This is a genomic window from Azospirillum sp. UENF 111221, assembly GCF_058780625.1.
Genome location: NZ_JBSNCH010000004.1, coordinates 383,882 through 404,789 on the forward strand (window position 1 = coordinate 383,882; position 20,908 = coordinate 404,789).

General features: G+C 68.7%; 23 protein-coding genes. 5 read left to right on the forward strand and 18 right to left on the reverse strand.

Annotated features, from left to right (window positions below):
- Nucleotides 1-59 precede the first annotated feature (59 nt).
- The 5 genes from folP to flhA form a co-directional block, all read right to left on the reverse strand.
- Nucleotides 60-1,229 (reverse strand): dihydropteroate synthase, encoded by a 1,170-nt coding sequence (folP, locus tag ACWPN3_RS13765; RefSeq protein ID WP_492239533.1) that lies wholly within the window; start codon nucleotides 1,227-1,229, stop codon nucleotides 60-62.
- 193 nt (nucleotides 1,230-1,422) lie between these two features.
- Nucleotides 1,423-1,722 (reverse strand): hypothetical protein, encoded by a 300-nt coding sequence (locus ACWPN3_RS13770; RefSeq protein ID WP_492239532.1) that lies wholly within the window; start codon nucleotides 1,720-1,722, stop codon nucleotides 1,423-1,425.
- 156 nt (nucleotides 1,723-1,878) lie between these two features.
- Nucleotides 1,879-2,961: a flagellar biosynthesis protein FlhB gene (gene flhB, locus ACWPN3_RS13775; protein WP_492239531.1), complete on the reverse strand. Its 1,083-nt coding sequence runs from the start codon at nucleotides 2,959-2,961 to the stop codon at nucleotides 1,879-1,881.
- A gap of 3 nt (nucleotides 2,962-2,964) precedes the next feature.
- Complete coding sequence (locus ACWPN3_RS13780) at nucleotides 2,965-3,735, reverse strand: flagellar biosynthetic protein FliR (RefSeq protein WP_492239530.1); 771 nt, start codon at nucleotides 3,733-3,735, stop codon at nucleotides 2,965-2,967.
- 7 nt (nucleotides 3,736-3,742) lie between these two features.
- A complete protein-coding gene (flhA, locus tag ACWPN3_RS13785; protein WP_109449054.1) occupies nucleotides 3,743-5,836 on the reverse strand; it encodes a flagellar biosynthesis protein FlhA in 2,094 nt (697 codons plus the stop codon).
- 184 nt (nucleotides 5,837-6,020) lie between these two features.
- Here flhA and ACWPN3_RS13790 point away from each other — a divergent pair, with 184 nt between their 5' ends.
- Entirely contained in the window at nucleotides 6,021-6,482 is a 462-nt protein-coding gene (locus ACWPN3_RS13790) for a MarR family winged helix-turn-helix transcriptional regulator (RefSeq protein WP_492261487.1), read from the forward strand.
- A 40-nt stretch (nucleotides 6,483-6,522) separates the two neighbouring features.
- A complete protein-coding gene (locus ACWPN3_RS13795; RefSeq protein ID WP_492239528.1) occupies nucleotides 6,523-6,924 on the forward strand; it encodes a DUF1398 domain-containing protein in 402 nt (133 codons plus the stop codon).
- Between the two features lie 7 nt (nucleotides 6,925-6,931).
- Here ACWPN3_RS13795 and ACWPN3_RS13800 read toward each other — a convergent pair whose 3' ends face one another.
- The 5 genes from ACWPN3_RS13800 to ACWPN3_RS13820 form a co-directional block, all read right to left on the reverse strand.
- Complete coding sequence (locus ACWPN3_RS13800) at nucleotides 6,932-7,687, reverse strand: lysozyme family protein (RefSeq protein ID WP_247873129.1); 756 nt, start codon at nucleotides 7,685-7,687, stop codon at nucleotides 6,932-6,934.
- 39 nt (nucleotides 7,688-7,726) lie between these two features.
- Nucleotides 7,727-7,993 (reverse strand): flagellar biosynthesis protein FliQ, encoded by a 267-nt coding sequence (gene fliQ / locus ACWPN3_RS13805; RefSeq protein ID WP_492239527.1) that lies wholly within the window; start codon nucleotides 7,991-7,993, stop codon nucleotides 7,727-7,729.
- 175 nt (nucleotides 7,994-8,168) lie between these two features.
- Complete coding sequence (fliE, locus tag ACWPN3_RS13810; RefSeq protein ID WP_492239526.1) at nucleotides 8,169-8,528, reverse strand: flagellar hook-basal body complex protein FliE; 360 nt, start codon at nucleotides 8,526-8,528, stop codon at nucleotides 8,169-8,171.
- Between the two features lie 11 nt (nucleotides 8,529-8,539).
- Complete coding sequence (gene flgC, locus ACWPN3_RS13815) at nucleotides 8,540-8,959, reverse strand: flagellar basal body rod protein FlgC (RefSeq protein WP_109049423.1); 420 nt, start codon at nucleotides 8,957-8,959, stop codon at nucleotides 8,540-8,542.
- A 24-nt stretch (nucleotides 8,960-8,983) separates the two neighbouring features.
- The gene (locus ACWPN3_RS13820; RefSeq protein ID WP_098735359.1) at nucleotides 8,984-9,376 is read right to left on the reverse strand and encodes a flagellar biosynthesis protein FlgG; all 393 of its coding nucleotides are present in this window, start codon (nucleotides 9,374-9,376) and stop codon (nucleotides 8,984-8,986) included.
- A 126-nt stretch (nucleotides 9,377-9,502) separates the two neighbouring features.
- On the opposite strand from ACWPN3_RS13820, the gene fliI reads away from it, so the two are divergent.
- The 3 genes from fliI to ACWPN3_RS13835 all read left to right on the forward strand — a co-directional run bounded on the left by fliI (nucleotide 9,503) and on the right by ACWPN3_RS13835 (nucleotide 11,917).
- Nucleotides 9,503-10,846: a flagellar protein export ATPase FliI gene (gene fliI, locus ACWPN3_RS13825; RefSeq protein WP_492239525.1), complete on the forward strand. Its 1,344-nt coding sequence runs from the start codon at nucleotides 9,503-9,505 to the stop codon at nucleotides 10,844-10,846.
- Nucleotides 10,843-11,433, forward strand: a complete 591-nt coding sequence (locus ACWPN3_RS13830; protein ID WP_492239524.1) for a hypothetical protein — start codon at nucleotides 10,843-10,845, stop codon at nucleotides 11,431-11,433. The genes fliI and ACWPN3_RS13830 overlap by 4 nt, the downstream gene beginning before the upstream one ends.
- A gap of 79 nt (nucleotides 11,434-11,512) precedes the next feature.
- Nucleotides 11,513-11,917 carry a YbaN family protein gene (locus ACWPN3_RS13835; RefSeq protein WP_109451022.1) on the forward strand — a complete coding sequence of 135 codons (405 nt, stop codon included), beginning with the start codon at nucleotides 11,513-11,515 and terminating at the stop codon, nucleotides 11,915-11,917.
- A 23-nt stretch (nucleotides 11,918-11,940) separates the two neighbouring features.
- Here the strand turns inward: ACWPN3_RS13835 and ACWPN3_RS13840 are convergent, their stop codons facing one another.
- The 8 genes from ACWPN3_RS13840 to ACWPN3_RS13875 form a co-directional block, all read right to left on the reverse strand.
- On the reverse strand, nucleotides 11,941-13,935 hold the full coding sequence (locus ACWPN3_RS13840) for a BCCT family transporter (protein ID WP_492239523.1): 1,995 nt from the start codon (nucleotides 13,933-13,935) through the stop codon (nucleotides 11,941-11,943).
- A gap of 407 nt (nucleotides 13,936-14,342) precedes the next feature.
- The gene (hflX, locus tag ACWPN3_RS13845) at nucleotides 14,343-15,689 is read right to left on the reverse strand and encodes a GTPase HflX (RefSeq protein WP_492239522.1); all 1,347 of its coding nucleotides are present in this window, start codon (nucleotides 15,687-15,689) and stop codon (nucleotides 14,343-14,345) included.
- Between the two features lie 378 nt (nucleotides 15,690-16,067).
- Nucleotides 16,068-17,231 (reverse strand): hypothetical protein, encoded by a 1,164-nt coding sequence (locus ACWPN3_RS13850; protein WP_492239521.1) that lies wholly within the window; start codon nucleotides 17,229-17,231, stop codon nucleotides 16,068-16,070.
- Between the two features lie 39 nt (nucleotides 17,232-17,270).
- Nucleotides 17,271-18,062 carry a DUF1217 domain-containing protein gene (locus ACWPN3_RS13855; protein ID WP_492239520.1) on the reverse strand — a complete coding sequence of 264 codons (792 nt, stop codon included), beginning with the start codon at nucleotides 18,060-18,062 and terminating at the stop codon, nucleotides 17,271-17,273.
- Complete coding sequence (locus ACWPN3_RS13860) at nucleotides 18,059-18,454, reverse strand: flagellar protein FlaG (RefSeq protein ID WP_492239519.1); 396 nt, start codon at nucleotides 18,452-18,454, stop codon at nucleotides 18,059-18,061. Before ACWPN3_RS13860 ends, ACWPN3_RS13855 begins: the two co-directional genes overlap by 4 nt.
- A gap of 4 nt (nucleotides 18,455-18,458) precedes the next feature.
- Nucleotides 18,459-18,920, reverse strand: coding sequence for a flagellar biosynthesis repressor FlbT (locus tag ACWPN3_RS13865; RefSeq protein ID WP_492239518.1), 462 nt, complete (start codon nucleotides 18,918-18,920; stop codon nucleotides 18,459-18,461).
- Entirely contained in the window at nucleotides 18,910-19,326 is a 417-nt protein-coding gene (locus tag ACWPN3_RS13870; RefSeq protein WP_109451012.1) for a flagellar biosynthesis regulator FlaF, read from the reverse strand. Before ACWPN3_RS13870 ends, ACWPN3_RS13865 begins: the two co-directional genes overlap by 11 nt.
- Nucleotides 19,327-19,513: 187 nt before the next feature.
- Nucleotides 19,514-20,770: a flagellin N-terminal helical domain-containing protein gene (locus ACWPN3_RS13875; protein ID WP_492261488.1), complete on the reverse strand. Its 1,257-nt coding sequence runs from the start codon at nucleotides 20,768-20,770 to the stop codon at nucleotides 19,514-19,516.
- Nucleotides 20,771-20,908 lie beyond the last annotated feature (138 nt).

Below are 20,908 nucleotides of genomic sequence, written 5' to 3' on the forward strand. Positions count from 1 at the left end.
CGGCTGCGCGAAAGGGTTACAGGTGGAACGTCTTTTTCCCCGACCGGCGGGGGCGGTCCTCAGCGCCGATGCAGCCCTTCCCAGACGGCGCGGGCCTGCGCCGTTTCGGCCACGTCGTGGACGCGCAGAATCTGCGCGCCCTGGTTCAGCGTCTCCAGCCCGGCGGCGAGCGAGCCGGCCAGCCGCTCCTTCGGCGGCTCCTCGCGCGACAGCCGGCCGATGAAGCCCTTGCGCGACAGGCCAATCAGCACCGTGCAGCCCAGCGCATGATAGAGCGCGGTGTGGCGCAGGATCTCCAGATTGTGCTCCGTCTTCTTGCCGAAGCCGATGCCGGGATCGACGGCGATGCGCTCCGGGGCCACGCCGGCCGCCACACAGCGGGCGACCCGCTCCTCCAGCCAGTCGAACACGTCGAGTGCTGCGTCGCGGTAGGTCGGGTTGGCCTGCATGGTGCCGGGGTCGCCCTGCATGTGCATCACCACCACCGGCGTCGCGGTGCGGGCCACCACCGGCAGCGCGTCCGGGTCGGACAGGCCGGCGATGTCGTTGACGATGCGGGCGCCGGCCGCGGCGGCGGACTCCATCACGCGGGCGTGGCGGGTGTCGACCGAGACGGTCGCCCCCTTCTCGGCGAAATGGCGGATGACCGGCAGGACGCGCCGCTCCTCCTCCTCCGGCGGGACCGGGACGGCGCCGGGACGGGTGGACTCGCCGCCGATGTCGAGGATGTCGGCGCCGGCCGCCAGCATCGCCTCGCCATGGGCGATGGCGGCGCCGGGGTCGAGGAAGTCGCCGCCGTCGGAGAAGCTGTCCGGCGTGACATTGACGATGCCCATGATTTGCGGCCGGTCGGGCGACAGCCCGGCGAAGGGCGCGCGGGCGCGGGTCAGGGCGCCGAGCTGGCGGTCCAGCGCCTCGGCCACCGCACGCGAGCGTTCCCAGCCCCAGGCCATGATCTCCGACAGCGGCGCGAAGGCGCGGTCGATGCGGGAAGCCCCATGGTGCAGGCCATCGCGGACGATCAGTTCGGCGGTGGAGAAGGCGAAGCGCCCGCCGGCCAGCGGCACCGCCGCCCCCTTGGCCCAGGCGGCGATGGGCATCAGCCCGACCGGACGGAGATAGACCCGCACCCCCTCTTCCCCCGCCCAGGGACAGAAGCCGGCCAGCGAGCCGGCGGCGGATTTGGGCGCTGCCGCCTTGGCGGCGGGCTTGGCGGAGAGCGGCGGCATCGGGGATCCCCTTCACGTCACGGGCTGACGGATCCGTTCCTGGCATGCGGCCGGCGCAATGGCAAGGGGGGCCGCCCTGGACGGCGAAGCCGGCGGGGATTTTCGGACGATGTGCAAGACGCTGGAACGGAACGGGCCGCCCGATGGACGGCCCGGACAACCGGTAGGCGACAGGCAGACGGCGTGAACCGGATTACATGCAGGTGGCCTGCGCGGTCATCACGATCTCGATGCCCTTGCTGTGCTTCTGCGTGGCCGCGGCGGCTTCTTCGGCCTTGCCGGACGCCATGGCGGCGTTCATCGCCTTCATCGCCTCGATGGCGGTGCTGCGGTCGGCACCCGTCAGCTTGCCGGACGCGCACTTGCACGACGCGACGGTCGGCTCGGACTTGTCGGTGGCCGTGCACAGCGCCTCGAAATCATCGGCGAGGGCAATGGCGGGAACGGCCATCATGGCGACGGCGGCGACGGCAGCGATCTTCAGAATGCGCATCTACAACTCTCTCAATCGAATTTGTGACAATTGCGAGGTAGCGCCAGATATTCGCGCGTTAGCAAGCCGATAGCGTGGTGCCTTGGAAGGTTAGAGATTTGTTGTTTGAAACAATTGGCGGCTGTTTGCCGGCCTATGGTCCGGCTGGCGCGACGTTCACCCCCGCCGCGCCAGACCGCCCTTCAGCTTCAGCACATAGGTGATGACCTCCGCCACCGCCTGATAGTGCTGGAGCGGGATCGTCGCATCCACCTCGGCCGAGGCGTGGAGGGCGCGGGCCAGCGGCGGGTTCTCGACGATGGGGATGTTGTGCTCCTGGGCCAGGGCGCGGATGCGCAGCGCGATCAGGTCGGCGCCCTTGGCGAGGCAGATCGGCGCGGCGGTCCGGCCGCGCTCATACTCCAGCGCCACGGCGAAATGGGTGGGGTTGGTGATCACCACCGTGGCGCGCGGGACGTTCGCCATCATCCGCTTCTTCGAGCGCGACCGGCGGATGTCGCGCAGCCGGGCCTTGGCGTTGGGGTCGCCCTCGATCTGCTTGAACTCGTCCTTGATCTCCTGGTGGCTCATGCGCAGGCGGCGACGCCACTCCAGGCGGTTCCACAGCACGTCCACCGCCGCCATCAGGACGGTCGCCAGCAGGACCGCCAGCAGCAGCCGCAAGGTCACGTCCCGCAGCAGGGTGGGCAATCCGGCGACGTCCATGCCCACAGTATCCTCCGTCCATGCGATGTAGGGCGCCAGCGCGTGCCAGGCGGCGGCGCTGATGATGGCGAGCTTGACCAGGCTCTTGGCGAATTCGACCAGCGCCGGCCGGCCGGCGATCCGTTTCCAGCCGGAGGCCGGCGACAGGTGCGACCATTTCGGCCGGATGCGGTCGGACGCCACCACGAAGGGCCCCTGCCCCAGCGCCGACACCGCCACGCCGGCCAGCAGGATGCCCAGCACCGGCAGCAGGGCCACGGCAGTGCCGCCGATCAGCCAGTGCAGGCTGTGGATGACGTCGACGGCGCTGCCGTCGATGCGGATGTCGTCCGGGTTCTCGATCAGCGGCAGCAGCAGGGCCGACAGGCTCGACGCCACGCCCGGCACCGCCATCAGCACGATCATCCAGGCGGCGACCATCGCCGACAGCAGCCCGACATCGCGGGCGCGGGGGACGTCGCCCTTCTCCGCCGCCTCGCGCAGGCGTTTCTCCGTCGGTTCCTCGGTCTTCTGCTCGTCGTCCTGCTCCGCCATGCGCTACGAGCCCGACAACCAGCCGCCGAGTGCGGCGACGAAGGCGGTCAGCATCGCCCCAGCGGTCGCCATGAACAGGCCCATGCCGATCATCAGGACGCCGGGCGTCGCGACGAAATAGACCGGCATCGCCGGCATCACCCGGTTGACCAGCCCCAGCGCCAGATTGACCACCAGCCCATAGAGGATGAAGGGCGCCGCCAGCCCCACCCCCAGACGGAAGGTGGTCGCCAGCAGCTCGGCGAAGCGCTGGGCGACCATGCCGAGGTCGGGGAACAGCCCCGCCGGCCAGGAGCCGTAGGACCGCGCCAGCGCGCCGATCATCAGGTAATGCACGTCGGATGCGAACAGCAGCGCCAGCCCTCCGATCAGCAGCACGCCGGACAGCACCGACCCGCCCTCGAACCCCGCCGCCGCCATCGAGAAGGGGTTGCTCAGCCCCACCACCTGGGCCGCCACCGCGCCGGCGGTCTGGAGGGCGGCCATGAACAACCGGGTGCCAAGGCCGAGATAGGCGCCAACCAGCGTTTCGCCGGCCAGCGCGCGCAGCATCTCGACCGGCTGGTCCGGCATGCGGTCGGGCAAGCCCTCCACCCCCGGCAGCAGCACCAGCGTGACGATGACCGCCAGCGCCGCCCGCACCCGCATCGGCACCGCCGCCTCGCCGAAGCCCGGCAGCAGCCCGATGGCCGCCGCCACCCGCGCCAGCACCAGCAGGCCGCGGTAGATCTCCAGGGTCAGGAACTGGCTGAGGCCGTCCATGGGGGCGTCCATCGGCGGCTCAGACCTGATCGACGGTCTTGAGCGCCGCCTTGCGGTGCAGCTCGGCATGGCTCAGCACCGGGGTCATCGGGCTGACCCGCTCCAGCAGCGACCGCACGAAGGGCCGCGCCTCCGCCCCCACCAGCAGGGCGGGCCAGATTTGCGAGGTGGCGTGCTTCTGGATCTTCAGCCGCACCGCGGTCAGGAACTCCTGCACCTGGCTGGGCGGCATGACGAAGCGGCGGTCGTCGCCCTCCACAACGATGTTGTCGAGCAAAGCCTGCTCCCAGCGCGGGCTGAGCGCGATCACCGAGACGAAGCCGTCGGGTCCGGCCAGCCCCTGGTGGATCTGCTGGCCCAGCCGCATCCGCACATGTTCGGTAATCAGGGTGATGTGGCGGGTCCAGCCGACCGCCTCCGCCACCGCCTCGACGATGGCGGGCAGGTTGCGGATCGACACCCGCTCCGACAACAGCTGTTGCAGCACGCGCTGGAGCACGACCAGCGAGATCTGGCTCGGCACCATGTCGTTGATCAGCTTCTGGTACTCGCGGCCCAGCCCGTCGATCAGCTTTTGCAAGGCGGCGAAGGTCAGCAGGGTGGAGAGGTTGTCCTTGATGACCTCGGTCAGGTGGGTGGTGATGACACTTTCCGGATCGACGACGGTGTAGCCCTTCGCCACCGCCTCCTCGTGGCGGGCCGGGTCGATCCATTTGGCCTGGAGGCCGAAGGTCGGCTCGCGCGTCGCGTCGCCGGCGATGTCGGGCACCGCGCCGCCGGTGGGATCGATGGCGAGCAGGTGCTTCGGCCGCACCTCGCCCTTCGCCGCCTCCACCCCCATGATGCTGATGACGTAGCTCTTCGGCGCCAGGAAGCTGGAATCCTTGATGCGGACCGACGGCAGGACGAAGCCGAACTCGGTGGCGAAGCGCTTGCGCAGGGTCTTGACCTTGGTGGTCAGCGGGCCGTTCTTGTTGAGGATCAGCGGGACGAGGTGGTTGCCGACCTCCACCTTCACCTCGTCGACCTTCAGCATGTCCTCCACCGCCTCCTCCGGGACGGCGGGGGGCGCCTTGCGGCTTTCCTCCAGCTTGGCGAGTGCGGCTGCGCGGGCCTTGCGGCGCGGCGCGTACCAACCGAGCAGGGCGAAGGCGGCGCCGATGGCGAGGAAGGGCGCCATCGGCAGGCCGGGCGTGATCGCCAGCGACACCAGCAGGCCCGACGCCACCAAGAGCGCCTTCGGATAGGCGCCGAGCTGGTCGATCACCGCCTTCTCGGCGGAGCCGACATTGCCGCCCTTGGTGACCAGCAGGCCGGCGGCCAGCGACACCACCAGCGCCGGGATCTGCGTCGCCAGCCCGTCGCCCACCGTCAGGGTGGTGTAGATGGAGGCGGCATGGTCGAAGCTCATCCCCTTCTGGGCGATGCCGATGGCCATGCCGCCGAGAACATTGATGACGGTGATGACCAGCCCGGCCACCGCGTCGCCGCGCACGAATTTCGAGGCGCCGTCCATGGCGCCGTAGAAGGTGCTCTCGTCCTCCAGCTCCTTGCGGCGGCGGCGCGCCTCGGCCTCGTCGATCATGCCGGCGGAGAGATCGGCGTCGATCGCCATCTGCTTGCCGGGAATGGCGTCGAGCGTGAAGCGGGCGCCGACTTCGGCGATGCGGGTGGCGCCCTTGGTGATGACGACGAAATTGATCACCACCAGGATGCAGAAGATCACCACGCCGATGACGAAATTGCCGCCCATCACGAACTGGCTGAAGCCCTGGATGACGTGGCCGGCGGCGGCGTGGCCGTTGTGCCCCTCGCTGAGGATCAGCCGGGTGGACGCGATGTTCAGCGCCAGCCGCAGCATGGTCACCACCAGCAGAACGGTGGGGAAGGACGAGAAGTCCAGCGGCCGCGGGATCCACAAGGACACCATCAGCACCAGCACCGCGACCGAGAAGGACAGCGCCAGCCCGAGATCGAGGAACCAGGACGGCACCGGCAGGAACAGCACCGCCAGCACCAGCAGGATGCCGACCGCGAACAGCACGTCGCGGTTCGCAAGGCCGATGTCGCCGATCAGGCCGAACCGGCTGCGGACGTGATCCGTGAGGGTCATGGGGGTCCTGATGGGTTTGTGAAGGGGCGGGTTTGTTTGAAAGGAGGCGTTCCGGCAACGATAGGGGGGTGCGGTAAAACCGGGATTTAAGGGCGGGGCCCGATGCGGGGTCGGAACGGGAAAGTGGTTGACTAGGAAACAAACTGCGCGGTAGTTTCCTAGTCAACAAACGGAGCGGCCTTCCATGAACGCCAGCGGCGGGGTTTCCCGGCTGACCGACCATCTCGGCTACTGGATGCGCATGGTGTCCAACCATGTGTCCTTCGCCTTCGCCCGCCGGCTGGAGGGCAAGGACGTGACGGTGGCCGAGTGGGTCATGATGAGGGAGTTGCAGGACGCCGGTCCTCTGGCCCCCAACCGGCTCGCCGGACGGATGGGCATGACCCGCGGCGCCATCAACAAGCTGGCCGACCGGCTGGTCGCCAAGGCCCTGGTCACCCGCGACGACGACCCGGCCGACGGCCGCGCCCATGTGCTGGCGCTGTCGGACGCGGGACGCCTGCTGGTGCCGGATTTGGCCCGCTTGGCGGACGAGAACGACGAGGCGGCCTTCGCCTGCCTGACGGCGGAGGAACGCGCGCAGCTCGACCGGATTTTGAGGAAGATCGCCGCGGCGCATGGGCTGAAAAGCAGCCCAACCGGCTGATCCCCTCTCCCCCACCGACCCTGATGAAGGAGAAGCGCCGATGAACGCGCAGCAGAAGACGATTGCCCAGACCTGCCTCGCCGCGTCGCATGACGGCACGATGAACTTCCCGTCCATCGTCGCCGTGCTGATCGACGCCGGGTTCGAGGGCTATGCCGTCGATTACCGCCGCGGGATCAGCACCTATTACCTGCCGGACGGCGACAGCGTGGAGTTGCCGGTCATCGCGACGCCGACACCGGTCGCCGCGACCTTCCGGGCGGACGCGGTCGAGGCGGCGGTGCGGGCGGCGCAGACCAACGCGGCGGGCTACAGCTATCGCGGCTTCTGCGAGGCGGTGAAGGCGGCCGGATGCGCCGGCTACATGGTGTCCTTCTCCGGCCGGCGGGTGGTCTATTACGGCCGGACCGCGGAATGCCATGTCGAGCATTTCCCGCAGTGACCCGGTTTCAGTTCTGCCCGGCCGGCAGCAGCGGGCGGGCCGGGCCATCGGCGAACAGGCCGGACAGGAAGCTCAAGCGCCCGCGCTCCGCGGCGGTCCAGACCTGGGCGGAGCCGCCGGGGCCGGCGGCCAGCGTCTCCAGATAGCCGAGCGCCCCGGCGACCCAGCGCAGATTGCCGGTCACCCGCTGGCGATAGGCCTCGCCGCGCTCGGACTGGGCGGAGTGGTAGCGGGCGATGGCGGTTTCCAGCGAGCCGTGGTCGCGCCGCAGCGCCGACAGGAAGGACGCGGCATAGCGGGCATTGGCGACCGGATCGAAGGCGGTGACGAGGTCGGGAAAGGCGTCGGGGTGCCAGCGCAGATTCACTTGCAGGCAGCCGACGTCGATGGACTGGACGCCGCGCGCCTGGGTCTCGCGCACGAAGGATATCGCCGCGTCGCGCGTCGGGAAGTAATGGGAGCGCCCCTCGGTGTTGACCGTCCAGGGCCAGGCGGTGAAGAGCCGGTCCTCCGTCCGCCGGCCGGACTCGGTGAAGCCCATCGCCAGCAGCAGATGGTCGGCGATGCCCGCCGCCTTCTCCGCATCGAGGATAGCGGCGATGCATTGCGCTTCCGGCGGCAGGGCCTTGGCCGGCGCTTGGGGGGCGGGCTGTTTGGGCGGCGCGTAGAGGGCGGTGCTCCACACCCCGATCTGCGAGAGGTTGGCCGGCGGCGCCGCCGCACCGCCGGCCGGGCTCACGAGCAGCCCGAGAAGGGGGAGCACGGCCGCTCGCAACAGGGGGGACCGCATCCGCCGGCGCCGTCAGTCGATGGCGACGATCAGGTCGCTCAGCCGGTCGGCGTAGGTGGCGAGCGCGCCGTACATGAAGGGCAGCGCCAGCACCGTCACCACCAGGATCGCGACGATCTTCGGCACGAAGGTCAGCGTCATCTCCTGCACCTGGGTCAACGCCTGCACCAGTGAGATCGACACGCCGACCACCACCGCGACGAGCAGCGGCGGGGCGGCGATCAGCAGGGTCGTCCAGATGCCGCTGCGCAGCACCTCCAGCACGTCGGCCTGGTTCATAGGGGGATCCTTGGTTTTCCTATGGAGCGGGAAATCCCCTCTCCCCCCCGGGGAGAGGGCCGGGGTGAGGGGGATGCAAGGCGAGGATTCTCGGGAAGCCACGCGGTGCGTCCCCCTCACCCTAACCCTCTCCCCGGGGGAGAGGGGATTCTTCCCGGTGGGCTGACGCACCCGCTCACACCGCGATGCGCATGATCTCCTGATAGGCCTGGACCATCTTGTCGCGGATGGCGACGACGCTCTGCACCGTCATCTCGGCGGCCAGCACCGAGCGCACCACGTCCTGCGCGCTGGCCTTGCCCGACACGGCGGCGAGCGACACGCGCTCGCTCTCCTTCAGCGTGTCGACCGCCTGGGAGATCGACTTGTCGAGGAAGCCGCCGAAATCGCTCTCGGCGCCGGCGGCGACCGCGTCGGTCTGGCTGGCCGCCGACAGCGGCGAGGCCGCCGTCTGCGCCTCGGCGACGCCGCTGGCGATGGGGCTGCGGTTGGCGGCGTAGGCGGCGGCGACGCGGCCGACGGACATCTCGATCATGGAACGGCTCCTCAGCTGCGCAGCAGGTCGACGACGCGGGTCATCATCGCGCGCGATTGTTCGATGACGTTCATGCTGGCCTCGAAGGCGCGGCCGGCCTCGCGCATGTCCATCATCTCGACCAGCGGCTGGACGTTGGGCTTCTTGACGTAGCCCTTGTCGTCGGCCGCCGGGTGCGAGGGGTCGTAAGCGAGCTGGAAGTCGCTGCGGTCGCGGCCGATCTGCTTGACCTGCACCAGCTCCGCCCCGACGCCGCGGTCCATCACGCTGTCGAAGGACACCGTCTTGCGGCGGTAGGGATCGCCGCCCCTGGCGGTGGCGGTGCTGTCGGCGTTGGCGAGATTCTCCGCCACCACGCGCAGGCGGGTCGATTGCGCCTGGAGGCCGGCACCGGCAATCTTCAGCGTGGCTCCGAGGACATCGTTCATCATCGGGTCGTCTCCGTCCTAAGCTCTTCAACCGTTCTTCCAGGCCATGCGCAGCATCTGCACATTGCGCTGGAACAGGCTGGTGGTCAGCGCGAAGGCGTCGCGGGTCTCGCTGCCCTTGATCATCTCCTGCTCCAGCGACACCGCGTTGCCGCTGGGCGTCGATTCCCACAGGGCGGCCCTGCCCTCCTCGCGGAAGCCGGCGGTGGAGCGGGTGCTCGCCAGATGCAGGCCGGAGGTGCGGGCGGTCTCCACCGGGCGGATGCCGTCCATCACGCTGTCGAAGGGTTTCAGGTCGCGCGCCTGGTAGTCGGGCGTGTTGGCGTTCACCACATTCTCGGCGACCAGCTTCTGTCGCTGCGCCAGATAGTCCAGCCGCGTGCCGGCAAGCTGAAAGAAACCAATTTTACCCAAATCCATTGCGACCTCGGTCCATCACAACTTGCCGGAACACTGTGCCGGACGATGACCGCGCCCGTTTAAAACCGGATTTAAATTCGCTGCTCTAGGCTCATGCCATCGATGGACATGGTGGAGACAGAACCGATGCGGGCACTCGCCACCCTGGCGGCGGAATTCGACCGGCTGCCGACCCGCCGGTGGCGCGGGGAAATCCGCTCGGCCGCCGGCATGACGCTGGAGGTAGACGGGTTGCAGCGCGTGCTGTCGGTCGGCGACAAATGCCATGCGGAGACCGTCCGCGGCGGCCGGGTGCTGTGCGAGACCATCGGCTTCCGCAACGGCCGCTCACTGCTGATGGCCTTCGACAGCCTCGACGGCGTGGCGGAGGGCTGCGCCGCCGTCACCGACGACACCGCCTTCACGCTCCGGCCCGGCCCCGGCTGGCTCGGCCGGGTGGTGAACGCGCTGGGCGAGCCGATCGACGGCAAGGGTCCGCTGGCGAACGGCGAGCATCCGCGCAGCTTGCGCCAGCCGCCGCCGGCCGCCTGCGCCCGCCGCCGGGTGGGCAGGCGGCTGGACAGCGGCATCCGGGTGATCGACAGCTTCGTGCCGCTCTGCCGCGGCCAGCGGCTGGGCGTCTTCGCCGGGTCGGGCGTCGGCAAATCGACGCTGTTGGCGATGGTCGCCCGTCATGCCGAGGCCGACGCCATCGTCATCGGCCTGATCGGCGAGCGCGGGCGCGAGGTGCGCGAATTCATCCAGGACGATCTGGGGCCGGAGGGGCTGGCCCGCTCGGTCGTCATCGTCGCCACCTCGGACGAGCCGCCGCTGATGCGCCGGCAGGCGGCGCTGCTGACCATGACGGTGGCGGAGGAGATGAGGGACCAGGGCAAACATGTGCTGTGCCTGATGGACAGCGTCACCCGCTTCGCCATGGCCCAGCGCGAGATCGGGCTGGCCGCCGGCGAGCCGCCGACCGCCAAGAGCTATCCGCCCAGCGTCTTCGCCGAACTGCCCCGCCTGCTGGAACGGGCCGGGCCCGGGCCCGAAAGCGGTGGAGAGGGCGACATCACCGCCATCTTCACCGTTCTGGTCGATGGCGACGACCATGACGAACCGATTGCCGACGCGGTGCGCGGCATCCTCGACGGCCATCTGGTGCTCGACCGCAAGATCGCCGAGCAGGGACGCTATCCCGCCGTCAATCTGTTGCGCAGCGTGTCGCGCAGCCTGCCCGGCTGCCACGACGCGCGGGAGAACCGCATCGTCGGCCGCGCCCGCGCGCTGGCCGCCGGCTATGACGGCATGAAGGAGATGATCCGGCTCGGCGCCTACAAGCGCGGCACCGATCCGGAAACCGACGCCGCCATCGATCTGCACCCCCGGCTGGAGGATTTCCTGCGCCAGGGCAAGGACGACCCCTCCCCCTCCGCCGACAGCTTCGCCCGGCTGGAGTCGCTGCTCGCCGCCATCGGAGACCACGCATGAGCGTCAATACAAGACTGGCCGCCCAGGCCGTGACACCGCCGACCGCCCAGCGCAAGGCCTCCGCCGAGCCGGAGGAGACGCTGGCCGACAGGATGAGCGTCGGCTTCGACGATCTGCTCGACGTGGTCAACCCGCTCCAGCAATTGCCGGTGGTGTCGTCGGTCTACCGCGAGGCGACGGGCGAGAGCATCTCGATCCCCGCCCGGCTGGCCGGCGGCTTCCTGTTCGGCGGCCTGCCCGGCCTGATCGGCAGCGCCGCCATGGTCGCCTTCGAGGAGGTCACCGGCGACAGCGTGCTGGGCCATATCGGCAGCCTGCTGGAGGAGGGGACGGAGACCGCCGTGGCGGAACAGCCGCCGGTAGGGCAGTTGCCCTGGATGGGCGGCGGCAGCGGCGGCGACCCCACCCTGCCCTCCCCCCAATCGCTGGCGGAGGCCTTGCGCCGCAAATCCGCACCGACGACGGAAGCGGCGGCGGTCGCCGCGCCGTCGGCCGAACAGCCGGCGCCGCAGCTGCTGGCGAAGCTCTACAGCCTGGAGGCGACGGCCAAGGCCGGCACGCCGGGGATGGTGCGCACGGCGTCGTGACCAGCCCCAGCTTGCGCGGTGCCGCCGGGCGCGGTTCAATGAACCGGAGCCGGGAGACACGAAAGCGGGCGGTCGGACGATGGATGCGGATAGCGGCCTGGAACAGGGCATGGGCAAGGGACGGCGGCGGCTGTGGCTGCTGGTCGGCCATGGCGCGGTCGGGTTGGCCACCGCCGGGGCCTTCCTGCCGATCCTGCCCACCGTCCCCTTCCTGCTGGTCGCCGGCTGGGCCTATGCCCGCGGCAATCCCGAACTGCGCGAGCGGATGCGCAACGACCCGCGGTTCGGCCGCGCCATCCGCGAGTGGCAGGACCGCGGCGCCATTCCGGTGAAGGCGAAACTCATGGCGGTCGGGGGCATGTCGTCCAGCTTCGCCGTCCTGGCCCTGTCCTCCCCCGGCTACCCGGTGCTCGCCGGCACCGGGTTGGTCATGATGGGAGCCGCCGCCTACGTGGTGTCCCGCCCACCGCCATCAGGCGGATAGGTCGGGCGGATCGCCACCGCTGCTCACCACCCCAGCCATTTGCCGTATTCCTGGACGACGTCCCGCGTGATCGCCTCGCGGCTGGTGCGGTCGGCGGGCAGCTGCTTGTGCAGGCCGCCGCGCAGGATCACCTCGACCCGGCGCTGCCAGGGGTCGGCATCGTCCTCCCACGCCGGGAAGGCGAAGGTCAGCGGGTGATAGGCGCGGGCGCGGATGGTGTAGGAGAACTCCTCCTGCCCGTTGCGCAGCACGGTCAGGCCGGCGCTGAAGGCCGAGGTCTCGATCTCCACCCGCCGGCCGAGCCGCTCCAGCTCGACCGCCACGTCGCGCAGGGCCGGCTGGGCGGTTTCGGCGATGAAGCGGGCCACCTCCCGCCGGGCAGCGCCTCCGCCGGGGGGAATGGCGACCTGCACCGCCGTGCGGCGGCCCACCATCGCGCCGAGCCGCTGCCGCCAGTCGTCCCCGGCTTCCAGCAGCGCCGGCGCGGACTCCGCCCCGCCAGGGGCCAGGGACTCGCGGACGGCGCGGCGGTCCTGGGCGATGCTGCGCTCCTCGCGCAGGCTGACCACCAGGCTAACGCACATCAGCACCATGACGATGGTGAAGGGCAACGCGGTTGTCACCGCCGCCGTCTGCAGGGCTTGCAACCCGCCGACCAGAAGCAGGACGGCAGCGACGGCGCCCGACAGCACCGCCCAGAAGATGCGGGTCGCGATGGGCGGATCCTGGTCGCCGCCCGAACCGATGATGTCGATGACCAGCGCGCCGGAATCGGCCGAGGTGACGAAGAAGCAAACGACCATCAGCGTGCCGAGGGCGGAGGTGATCATGCTCAGCGGCAGCCGGTCCAGCATCACGAACAGCGCCGTCGGCACGCTGTCGGCCACCGCCTTGGCCATGCCGCCGCCGTCGAACATCTCCATATGGATGGCGGTCTCGCCGAACACGGTGAACCAGACGAAGGTCAGGGCGACCGGGGCGAACAGCACGCCGCCGATGAATTCGCGGATGGTGCGGCCGCGCGACACGCGGGCGATGAACATGCCGACGAAGGGCGCCCAGGAAATCCACCAGCCCCAGTAGAACATGGTCCAGCTCGCCTGCCATTCCGCGCCGGAATAGGGCAGCGTGCGGAAGCTGGTGTAGGGAAGCGTCCACAGATAGCGGCCGATGTTCTCCACCAGGGTGGACAGCAGGAACACCGTCGGGCCGAGCAGGAAGACGAAGGCCAGCAGCAGAAGCCCGCCAAGCATGTTCAGTTCGCTCAGGCGGCGGATGCCCTTGCCGACGCCGCTGACGGCGGAAGCCGTGGCGATTGCGGTGATGACCACGAGCAGCACCATCTGCTGCGTGGTTCCGACATTGAGCAGGCCGAGATAGGCGAAGCCCGCGTTGATCTGGGTGACGCCGAGGCCGAGAGAGGTGGCGATGCCGAACAGCGTGCCGACGATTGCGGTGATGTCGACGATGTGGCCCGGCCAGCCGCGGATGCGGTCGCCGAGCAGCGGGTAGAGCGCCGAGCGGATGGTCAGCGGCAGATCGTGGCGATAGGCGAAATAGCCAAGCGCCAGTCCGACGACGATGTAGATGCCCCAGGCATGCAGGCCCCAATGCAGGAAAGCCAGATTCATCGCCTCGCGCGCGGCGTCGGGGGTTCCGCCCTCGCCGATGCGCGGATTGGAGAAATGGAGCATCGGCTCGGCCACGCCATAGAACAGCAGACCGATGCCCATGCCGGCGCTGAACAGCATGGCGAACCATGTCGGATAGCTGAACTCCGGCTCGTCGTCGTCCTTGCCCAGCTTGACCGAGCTGTAAGGGCTGATGAAAAGCCAGAGGGCGAACAGCAGGAATCCCGCCACGCTCAGAACATAGAACCAGCCGAAATTGCCGACGATGGCCGCCTGGACCGCCGACACCCGGGCGCCGAAGGAGTCGGTGAACAGCGACGCGACCGCGACGAAGAACAGAATCAATCCTCCGGCAGTGAAGGAGACTGTTTTGTTGATTCCTTGCATGATGGCACTCCGAAACAAGCCCGCCCAAGCGCAAGCGTGACGAGACGCTCACGGCACAACGAAGCGGCTGAGTGAATGTTGCGGGCCCGGTAAGAAAAGCCGGCAATCGGCAACCGGGCGCATATTGCTCGCACAACGCGAATCGCGCGTCCGCACAAAATCGAGCGCCGGATCATACATATTTGCGGAGCGCGGTCAAACATCTTAGTCTCCGCACTATGGACAGTCGGCGGAACTGATTTTTAAATCGGTGCGGAAATCCTTTAAAGCACCGTACATTTATGAAGATGGTCATAGCCTATATTGACGAACCGGCCCGTCAATTCAGACAGGTCTTCGAGCGCGTCATAAGAAAAGGGGCCACCGTTTCCGGCAGCCCCCTGTTTTTCAAAATCCGGCAATCGCGGTCAGGCTGTGGCACGCTCCTGCCCCGCATGGCCCAGACGGGCCAGCGTCGCCGGCTCGATGGCCACCTGCAGATGGGCGTGGCTGTCGTCGTCGCGACGGTCGACCACCTCGCCATGGGCGTAGAGCCAGGCGAGCGTCGCCCCGTCGCCATGCTCGACATCCAGTTCCACCAGCTCGCGGCCGGCGGTCATCCGCCCGTCGAGGATGCGGAACAGCGTGTCCAGACGCTCGCCGGTCGCGGCGGACAGCGCACAGGCGTTGCCCTCCCGCCCGGCCCGGGCGAGCGCCGCGTCACGCTCCGCCCCGGCCAGCAGGTCGATCTTGTTGGAGACCTCGACCACGCGCGGGTCGCGTTCCGGATCGATGCCGAGGTCGGCCAGGATCGCCTCCACGTCGGCCTTCTGGGCTTCGGTGTCGGGATGGGCGATGTCACGGACATGCAGGATGATGTCGGCCGACTGCACCTCCTCCAGCGTGGCGCGGAAGGCCGCGACCAGATGGGTCGGCAGGTCGGAGATGAAACCCACCGTGTCGGACAGGATCACCTTGCGCCCCGACGGCAGGACCACCTGCCGCATGGTCGGATCCAGCGTCGCGAACAGCAGATCCTTGGCGAACACGTCGGCGCCGGCCATCCGGTTGAACAGGGTGGACTTGCCGGCGTTGGTGTAGCCGACCAGCGCCACCACCGGATAGGGCACCTTGGCGCGCGCCTTGCGGTGCAGGCCGCGGGTGCGGCGGACGTCGTCCAGCTCCCGCTTGATCCTGACGATGCGGTTGCCGATCAGACGGCGGTCGAGTTCGAGCTGCGATTCACCGGGACCGCCGAGGAAGCCGAAGCCGCCGCGCTGGCGTTCAAGGTGGGTCCAGGACCGCACCAGCCGCGACTTCTGGTAGGTCAGCGACGCCAGCTCGACCTGAAGCTGGCCTTCATGGGTGCGGGCGCGGGCGCCGAAGATTTCCAGGATCAGACCGGTGCGGTCGATGACCTTGGCGCCGAAGGCCCGTTCCAGATTGCGCTGCTGCACCGGGGTCAGCAGATGGTCGACGATGACGAGGTCGATGGGCTCGCCCGCCTCGCGCGCCTCTTCGATCAGCTTGGCCTGCTGCTCGATGGCGCCGCCGCCCAGCAGGGTGGCCGGGCGCGGCTGGTTGACCTTGACGATTGCGGCCTGCACGACGTCGAGGTCGATGGCCGCGGCAAGACCGACCGCCTCCTCCAGCGAGGCTTCGGGGCTGCGGGCGGTCTCGACGCCGCGCAGGACCGGGTGGAGGACGAGAGCGCGGCCCAGATTCGAGCGGTGGGTTTCGATGGTTTTGGAGTCGGTGTTCTGATGCGTACCCATGGGGTTCCTTGTCGCCGCCCCGGCGCCGGATGCGCGGGGGCATGCGCGCATCCCTGGCGGATGCCGCGCTCGGAAATCGGGAAAAGGGGGTCCTCTCCGATCCCACCGGCGGCGCCGCGGCACGGGGGAGGGTCGCGGCAGCCTGCGCGTCACGGGATCGGAGAGGATAACGTCGGCACGCCCGCAGCGGGGGGCCGAACCGGGGAACTTAGATCAAGGGAAGATCACCGAAGTTGTAGCACCGGCCGGGCAATGGCCCCGTCACGCGGGATCGTACTGGGAAAGGCACTGGGGCGACGGCGTCACCGCCGACATTCGGTTAGATGTGGAGTTCGTCGCTCGAAACAAGGGTGCGGCAGCGAGATTTGTGCCGCCCCCTCACCAGCCCATGTTGTTGCGGGAGGTCTGCTCGATGGTCTTGATGTGGGCGAGCCCCGGCAGGATTTCCGAGCGGATGAACTCCAGCCGCCGCACCGGGCCGCCGCCGCGCGAAAAGCGGTGCTTCCACAGATTCATCTTCACCGCCAGCCCGCACAGCACCCCGCCGATGGTCAGATGATGGGTGACGATCAGGTCGCGGATGCTGCGGAAGCTTTCCGGGTTGATGTCGCGCCAGAAGTCGCGGGAGCGGTTGTCGAAGCTCTCGAAGCGCCCGGTGATCGAGGTGGCGATGTCGGTCAGGTCATGGCCGATGTCGTCCAGCATGCGGCCCTGGCGGGCGTCGCGGCGCACCTCGCTGACCTGATACAGCTCCGCCATCCAGCCGAGGAAGCCCTGCACGTCGGGCACGATGTCGTCCAGGCAGCGCTTGAAATAGGCCAGCGACAGGAAGATGTCGGCATAGTCCTCGAGGAAGGCCGGAATCTCCCCCAGCGGAATGTCGAGCCGGTCGGCGGTCAGTTGCAGGCGGCGCCGCGCCTCCTCCACGTCGGGCTGGGCGAACAGGCGGACAAGCTCGTCCATGCTGGCGATGTCCGCCCCCTGCACGCCATAGACATGCTCCACCAGCGGCCGGGTGAAGACGCGCATGTAGCTGGTCAGCTCGGCCCGCTTGGCGGCCGACAGGCGGAGTGCCGCAGCCTCCTCCACGTCGATGTTCAGGCGGCGCAGCTCCAGCCGCAGGCTGTAGACGTCGAAGCTGGCGGCCTCGGCGATCTGCACGATCTTGCGCAGGTCGCGGCGGAATTCCGGGCCGTCGATGCCGAAGCATTTCGACAGCTGGTCGATGCGGATCTGGCCGCTGCCGGTCTGGGCGTCGTTGAACAGCTCCGCCACCGTCTCCAGCCGGACATTCTTGATCAGCCGCGCCCGGCGCAGCCCCGGCGTTTCCAGCGGCAGGATCGACAGCGGCAGGATGTGCAGCGCGTCGCGCCCGTCATCATCCTCCTCGGCGGATGCACCGCGCAGAGGCACGGCGGCGGCGCCGGTGGTGGCGGGCGGACGGATGCGGTCGCGGGGCTTTCGGTCCTGCTGGTCGCCGGACCTGCGGTCCAGTTGATCCCCGGACCTGCGGTCCTGTTGAATGCCGGGTGGCGTCTGCACGGCTGGACTCCTCCCGCCCGGGCGAGTCCCGCGGCCCTGTCAGAAGCGCGGGAACCTCATCAGCGTCATGGTGATGGACGGATCGATGGAGATGACCGAGGCCCGTCCGCTGCGGGAGATCGGCCGGATGGACGGCATGGCGGCGGTGGCGGCGGCGCCGCCGTTCTGCATGTCGTACATCGCGGCGAAGCGGTCGAGGAACTTGGCGACCTTGTCCGGGCTCTTCAGGTCGGCGATGTCCATCCGCTTTTCCAGGAGCGCCTTCTGCTTGTCGACATCCAGCAGCGCCGTCTGGTCGGGCAGCCCCAGCGTGGTATAGACCACCTTGCGCAGGGCATTGTCGGCCATGACCTGATACCAGTTGGTGATGTTGGCCGACCGCCGCTGGAAATAGAGGCCGAGCCGCACCGCCGGGTTCCTGTCCTCCGATTCCACCTCCAGCGTCACGGCGACATAGCGGTCGACGATGGCCTGGACGACGGCCGGCTGCTTCAGGTTGGCGCCGCCATTCTCGGCGAAGCCCAGGATGGTCGCCATCTCGCGGAACTTGGTGTCGCTCATCCGGTTGGCGGTGGAATACTGGTCGCTGACCCCTTCTTCCAGAACCTTGCGGATCAGGCCGCGCGACTTGGCCTGGCTGCCGAGGTCGAAGGCGTCGAGGACGAAGCGGTAGAGCTTGTCGTCCTTCATGAAGTCTTCGGTGCTGGCGATCTTGCCGATGTTGTCCTGGAAATAGGCGATGGCGCGCTGCACCGCCGGGCGGCTGCGCACCGCCTGTTCGTAGCGGTCGTGGTTCTTGCTGACCATCCGCAGATCGACGAGCGTCGTCATGCCTCGACCTCCCCGTCCCGGCCGCCCTCGCCCTGCGGAAGGACGGGACCCTCGTCGGCCGCGTCGGTTTCGGCACCATAGCCGGCGGGGATGCGCATGATGACCTCCCCGGTCGCGGTGTCGAGCACCTCGGTGTAGAGCCGCCTCGTGTCGGGATCGAGGTTGACGCGGTAGGGCCGGGCGGCGTGCTTCGCCTCCGCCTCGGATGTGTCCGCTTTCGCGGCGGTGGTCTGCTGGGCGCGCTCGGCCGCCTCCACCGGCTTGGCCGTCTCGGCCTGGGCGGCGCGCAGCCGGTCGGCCTGGCGCTGGCGCGCTTCGGCGATGATGTCGGCGCTGGTGGTGGTGGCGCGGTCGCCGGACGGGCCGGTCACGCCGGTGACGGGGGTCGGCATGGCGTCATCCTCCCGCGTGATGGCCGATCCCGTCCGCCTGGAAGGAGGCCGCGGGGGCGGAGGGAGACGCCGGGGACGGGGCCGCCAGCAGCGTGCCCTCATACTCCATCACCGGGCGCAGGGCGGACAGCGCCTTGTAATAGTCGCGCTCGCCGATATGGCCCATGGCGCGGGCGATGCGGTCCTGCATGTCGGGACGGGCGAAGGCGGTGTAGAGCTGCGCCATCATCGCCGCCACGGCACCGCTGCCATTGGCGGCGATCTCGGGATCGAGCAGCATGCTCTGGATCAGGAAATAGGCGCGGCGCACCGGGGTCACCGCATCCTCTTCCTGCAGGATGTCGCTGCCGCGGATGATCTGGGCGAAGTTGGAGATCGTCAGGGTGTAGCGGCGGTTCTCGTTCTGCACGACGCAGCCGTTGATGACCACGCGCTCGCACGGCTTCAGGCGCAGCTTAAGTGCCATAGGACAAATCCTCCGTCGCCAGTTCCAGCGCGGGCGAAACGGCTTGCGCCGCCCCCTGGACCGCCCCTTGCAGGCCCTGCATCACCGAGCGGTTGATATGGAGCAGCAGGTCGATGCCGCCCTCCCCGCGCAGGACCCGCTGGGTGTTGCGGTTCACCGCGAAGGAGAGCGAGACCAGTCCGGCGCGCAAGCCCTCCGGCAGGGCATTGCCGTCCTCCAGCAGGTCGGCGCGGAGCGTGTTCCACAGCTCCAGGTTCCGCCACAGCGCGTCCTTCAGTGCGGCGGAGCGCCAGTCGGCGTCGCGGTTGTTCTCCAGCGCCAGGGTGATTCGCAGGAACACCCGGTACTCGATCTTTCGCGGATCGTCGCACTCGGCGATGGTCTGGTGGTAGGCGGCGATGCTCATGGGCGCACCCCTGCGGTGGGGTCCTTGGCGGCGGGAAGCCGGACCGGTTGCGGTGGGTTCGATGGCGGACGCGGATGGCCGTCGGCGATGCCCGCTCCGGTCCGCGGCGGGCGGGATGAACGGGCATGGCCGACGGGGCGGCGCCATCGTCCAGGGGATTGGACGATGGTGCCGCCCGCGAGGGGACTTAGCGGAACAGCGACAGGATGTTCTGCGGACCCTGGTTGGCGATGGACAGAGCCTGGATGGCGAGCTGCTGCTGGACCTGAAGGGCCTGCAGGCGGCTCGATTCCTCGTTCATGTCGGCATCGACCAGGGCGCCGATGCCCTTGTTCATCGAGTCGGTCAGCTTCGACACGAAGTCGTTCTGCACCGACACGCGGTTCTCGATGGAGCCGATGACCGACGCCTTGCCGATGGCGCTGTCGAGCAGCTTGTTGATGACCTCAAGCGACTTCTTCGAGTTGTTGACCACGTCGATCTGGGTCAGGTCGGCGAGCCCGCCGAAGGCGTCGCTTTCCTTCGAGCCGACCCACAGGCCGGACACCTGGGCGGTGAAGTTGCCGTCGGCGTTCACGTCCTGGTCGGTGAATTCCAGCGTGTCGCCGTTGAAGGCGACCTGGAAGTCGGCGCCGGCGGTGTTCAAGGCAGCGTTGACGGCCGTCACCAAGTTGCCCTGGGTGGTGGCCAGATCGGTGTCGTAGGTCTGCGCCGACAGGTCGACCGAAACGTCGACCTTGCTGCCGTCCTCCTTGGTGACCGTCAGCGTCATGGCACCGAGGCCCAGGTTCTGGCCGTCGATGAAGGTGGTGTCCGGCGCGCCCAGCTTGATGCCGACGGACGCCTTCAGGTCGTTGGTCGAGTCGACCTGCTGCTCGATGGTGGCCTTGCCGACGATGGATTCCACGCGCATGTCCTGGCGCTGGAATTCGATGTAGCTCGGATCGACGCTGCCGTCGCTGCGGCTCAGCGAGGCGAGGATCGAGACGTTCTTGTCCTTGGCCGTGCCGTCGTTGGAGTAGGTGACGCGCAGCAGGTTGTCGCCGTTGAAGGAGGCGTCGGCGGCGGCGCCCTTGATCAGCTTCACCAGCTGGTCGACGTCGTTCTGGATCAGCGACTTGTCGACGCCGTTGGTCTGGCCGGCAATGACGCGGGCCTTCAGCGTCTGGAGGTTTTCGACGATGTTCTTGGAGGCCACCGACGCGGTGTTGGTGGTGCCGGAGCCCAGCTCCAGCGATTCCTTGACCGCCTTGAAGCCGGCGACGTCGGCCTTCATGGTCGTGGCGATCGACCAGTAGGCGGCATTGTCCTTGGCGTTGTTGACCTTCAGGCCGGTCGAGATGCGGTCCTGCGTGGTCTCCAGATCCCCGGTCACGCGACGCAGGGTCTGCAGCGCGGTCATGGCGGAGGTGTTCGTCATAATCGAGGCCATGGGTATCTCCATTCGCGAGATGCATGGCGCCTTTCTGACGCCGGGGCCATTCACGCCGGCCTTCCCGATCTGGTGTGCGGGGGCGCGAGCGGCGAATTAGAGGATGACCGGGCCGGTTTAAGCCGGGGTAAAAAATCGGAGGCGTTCGGG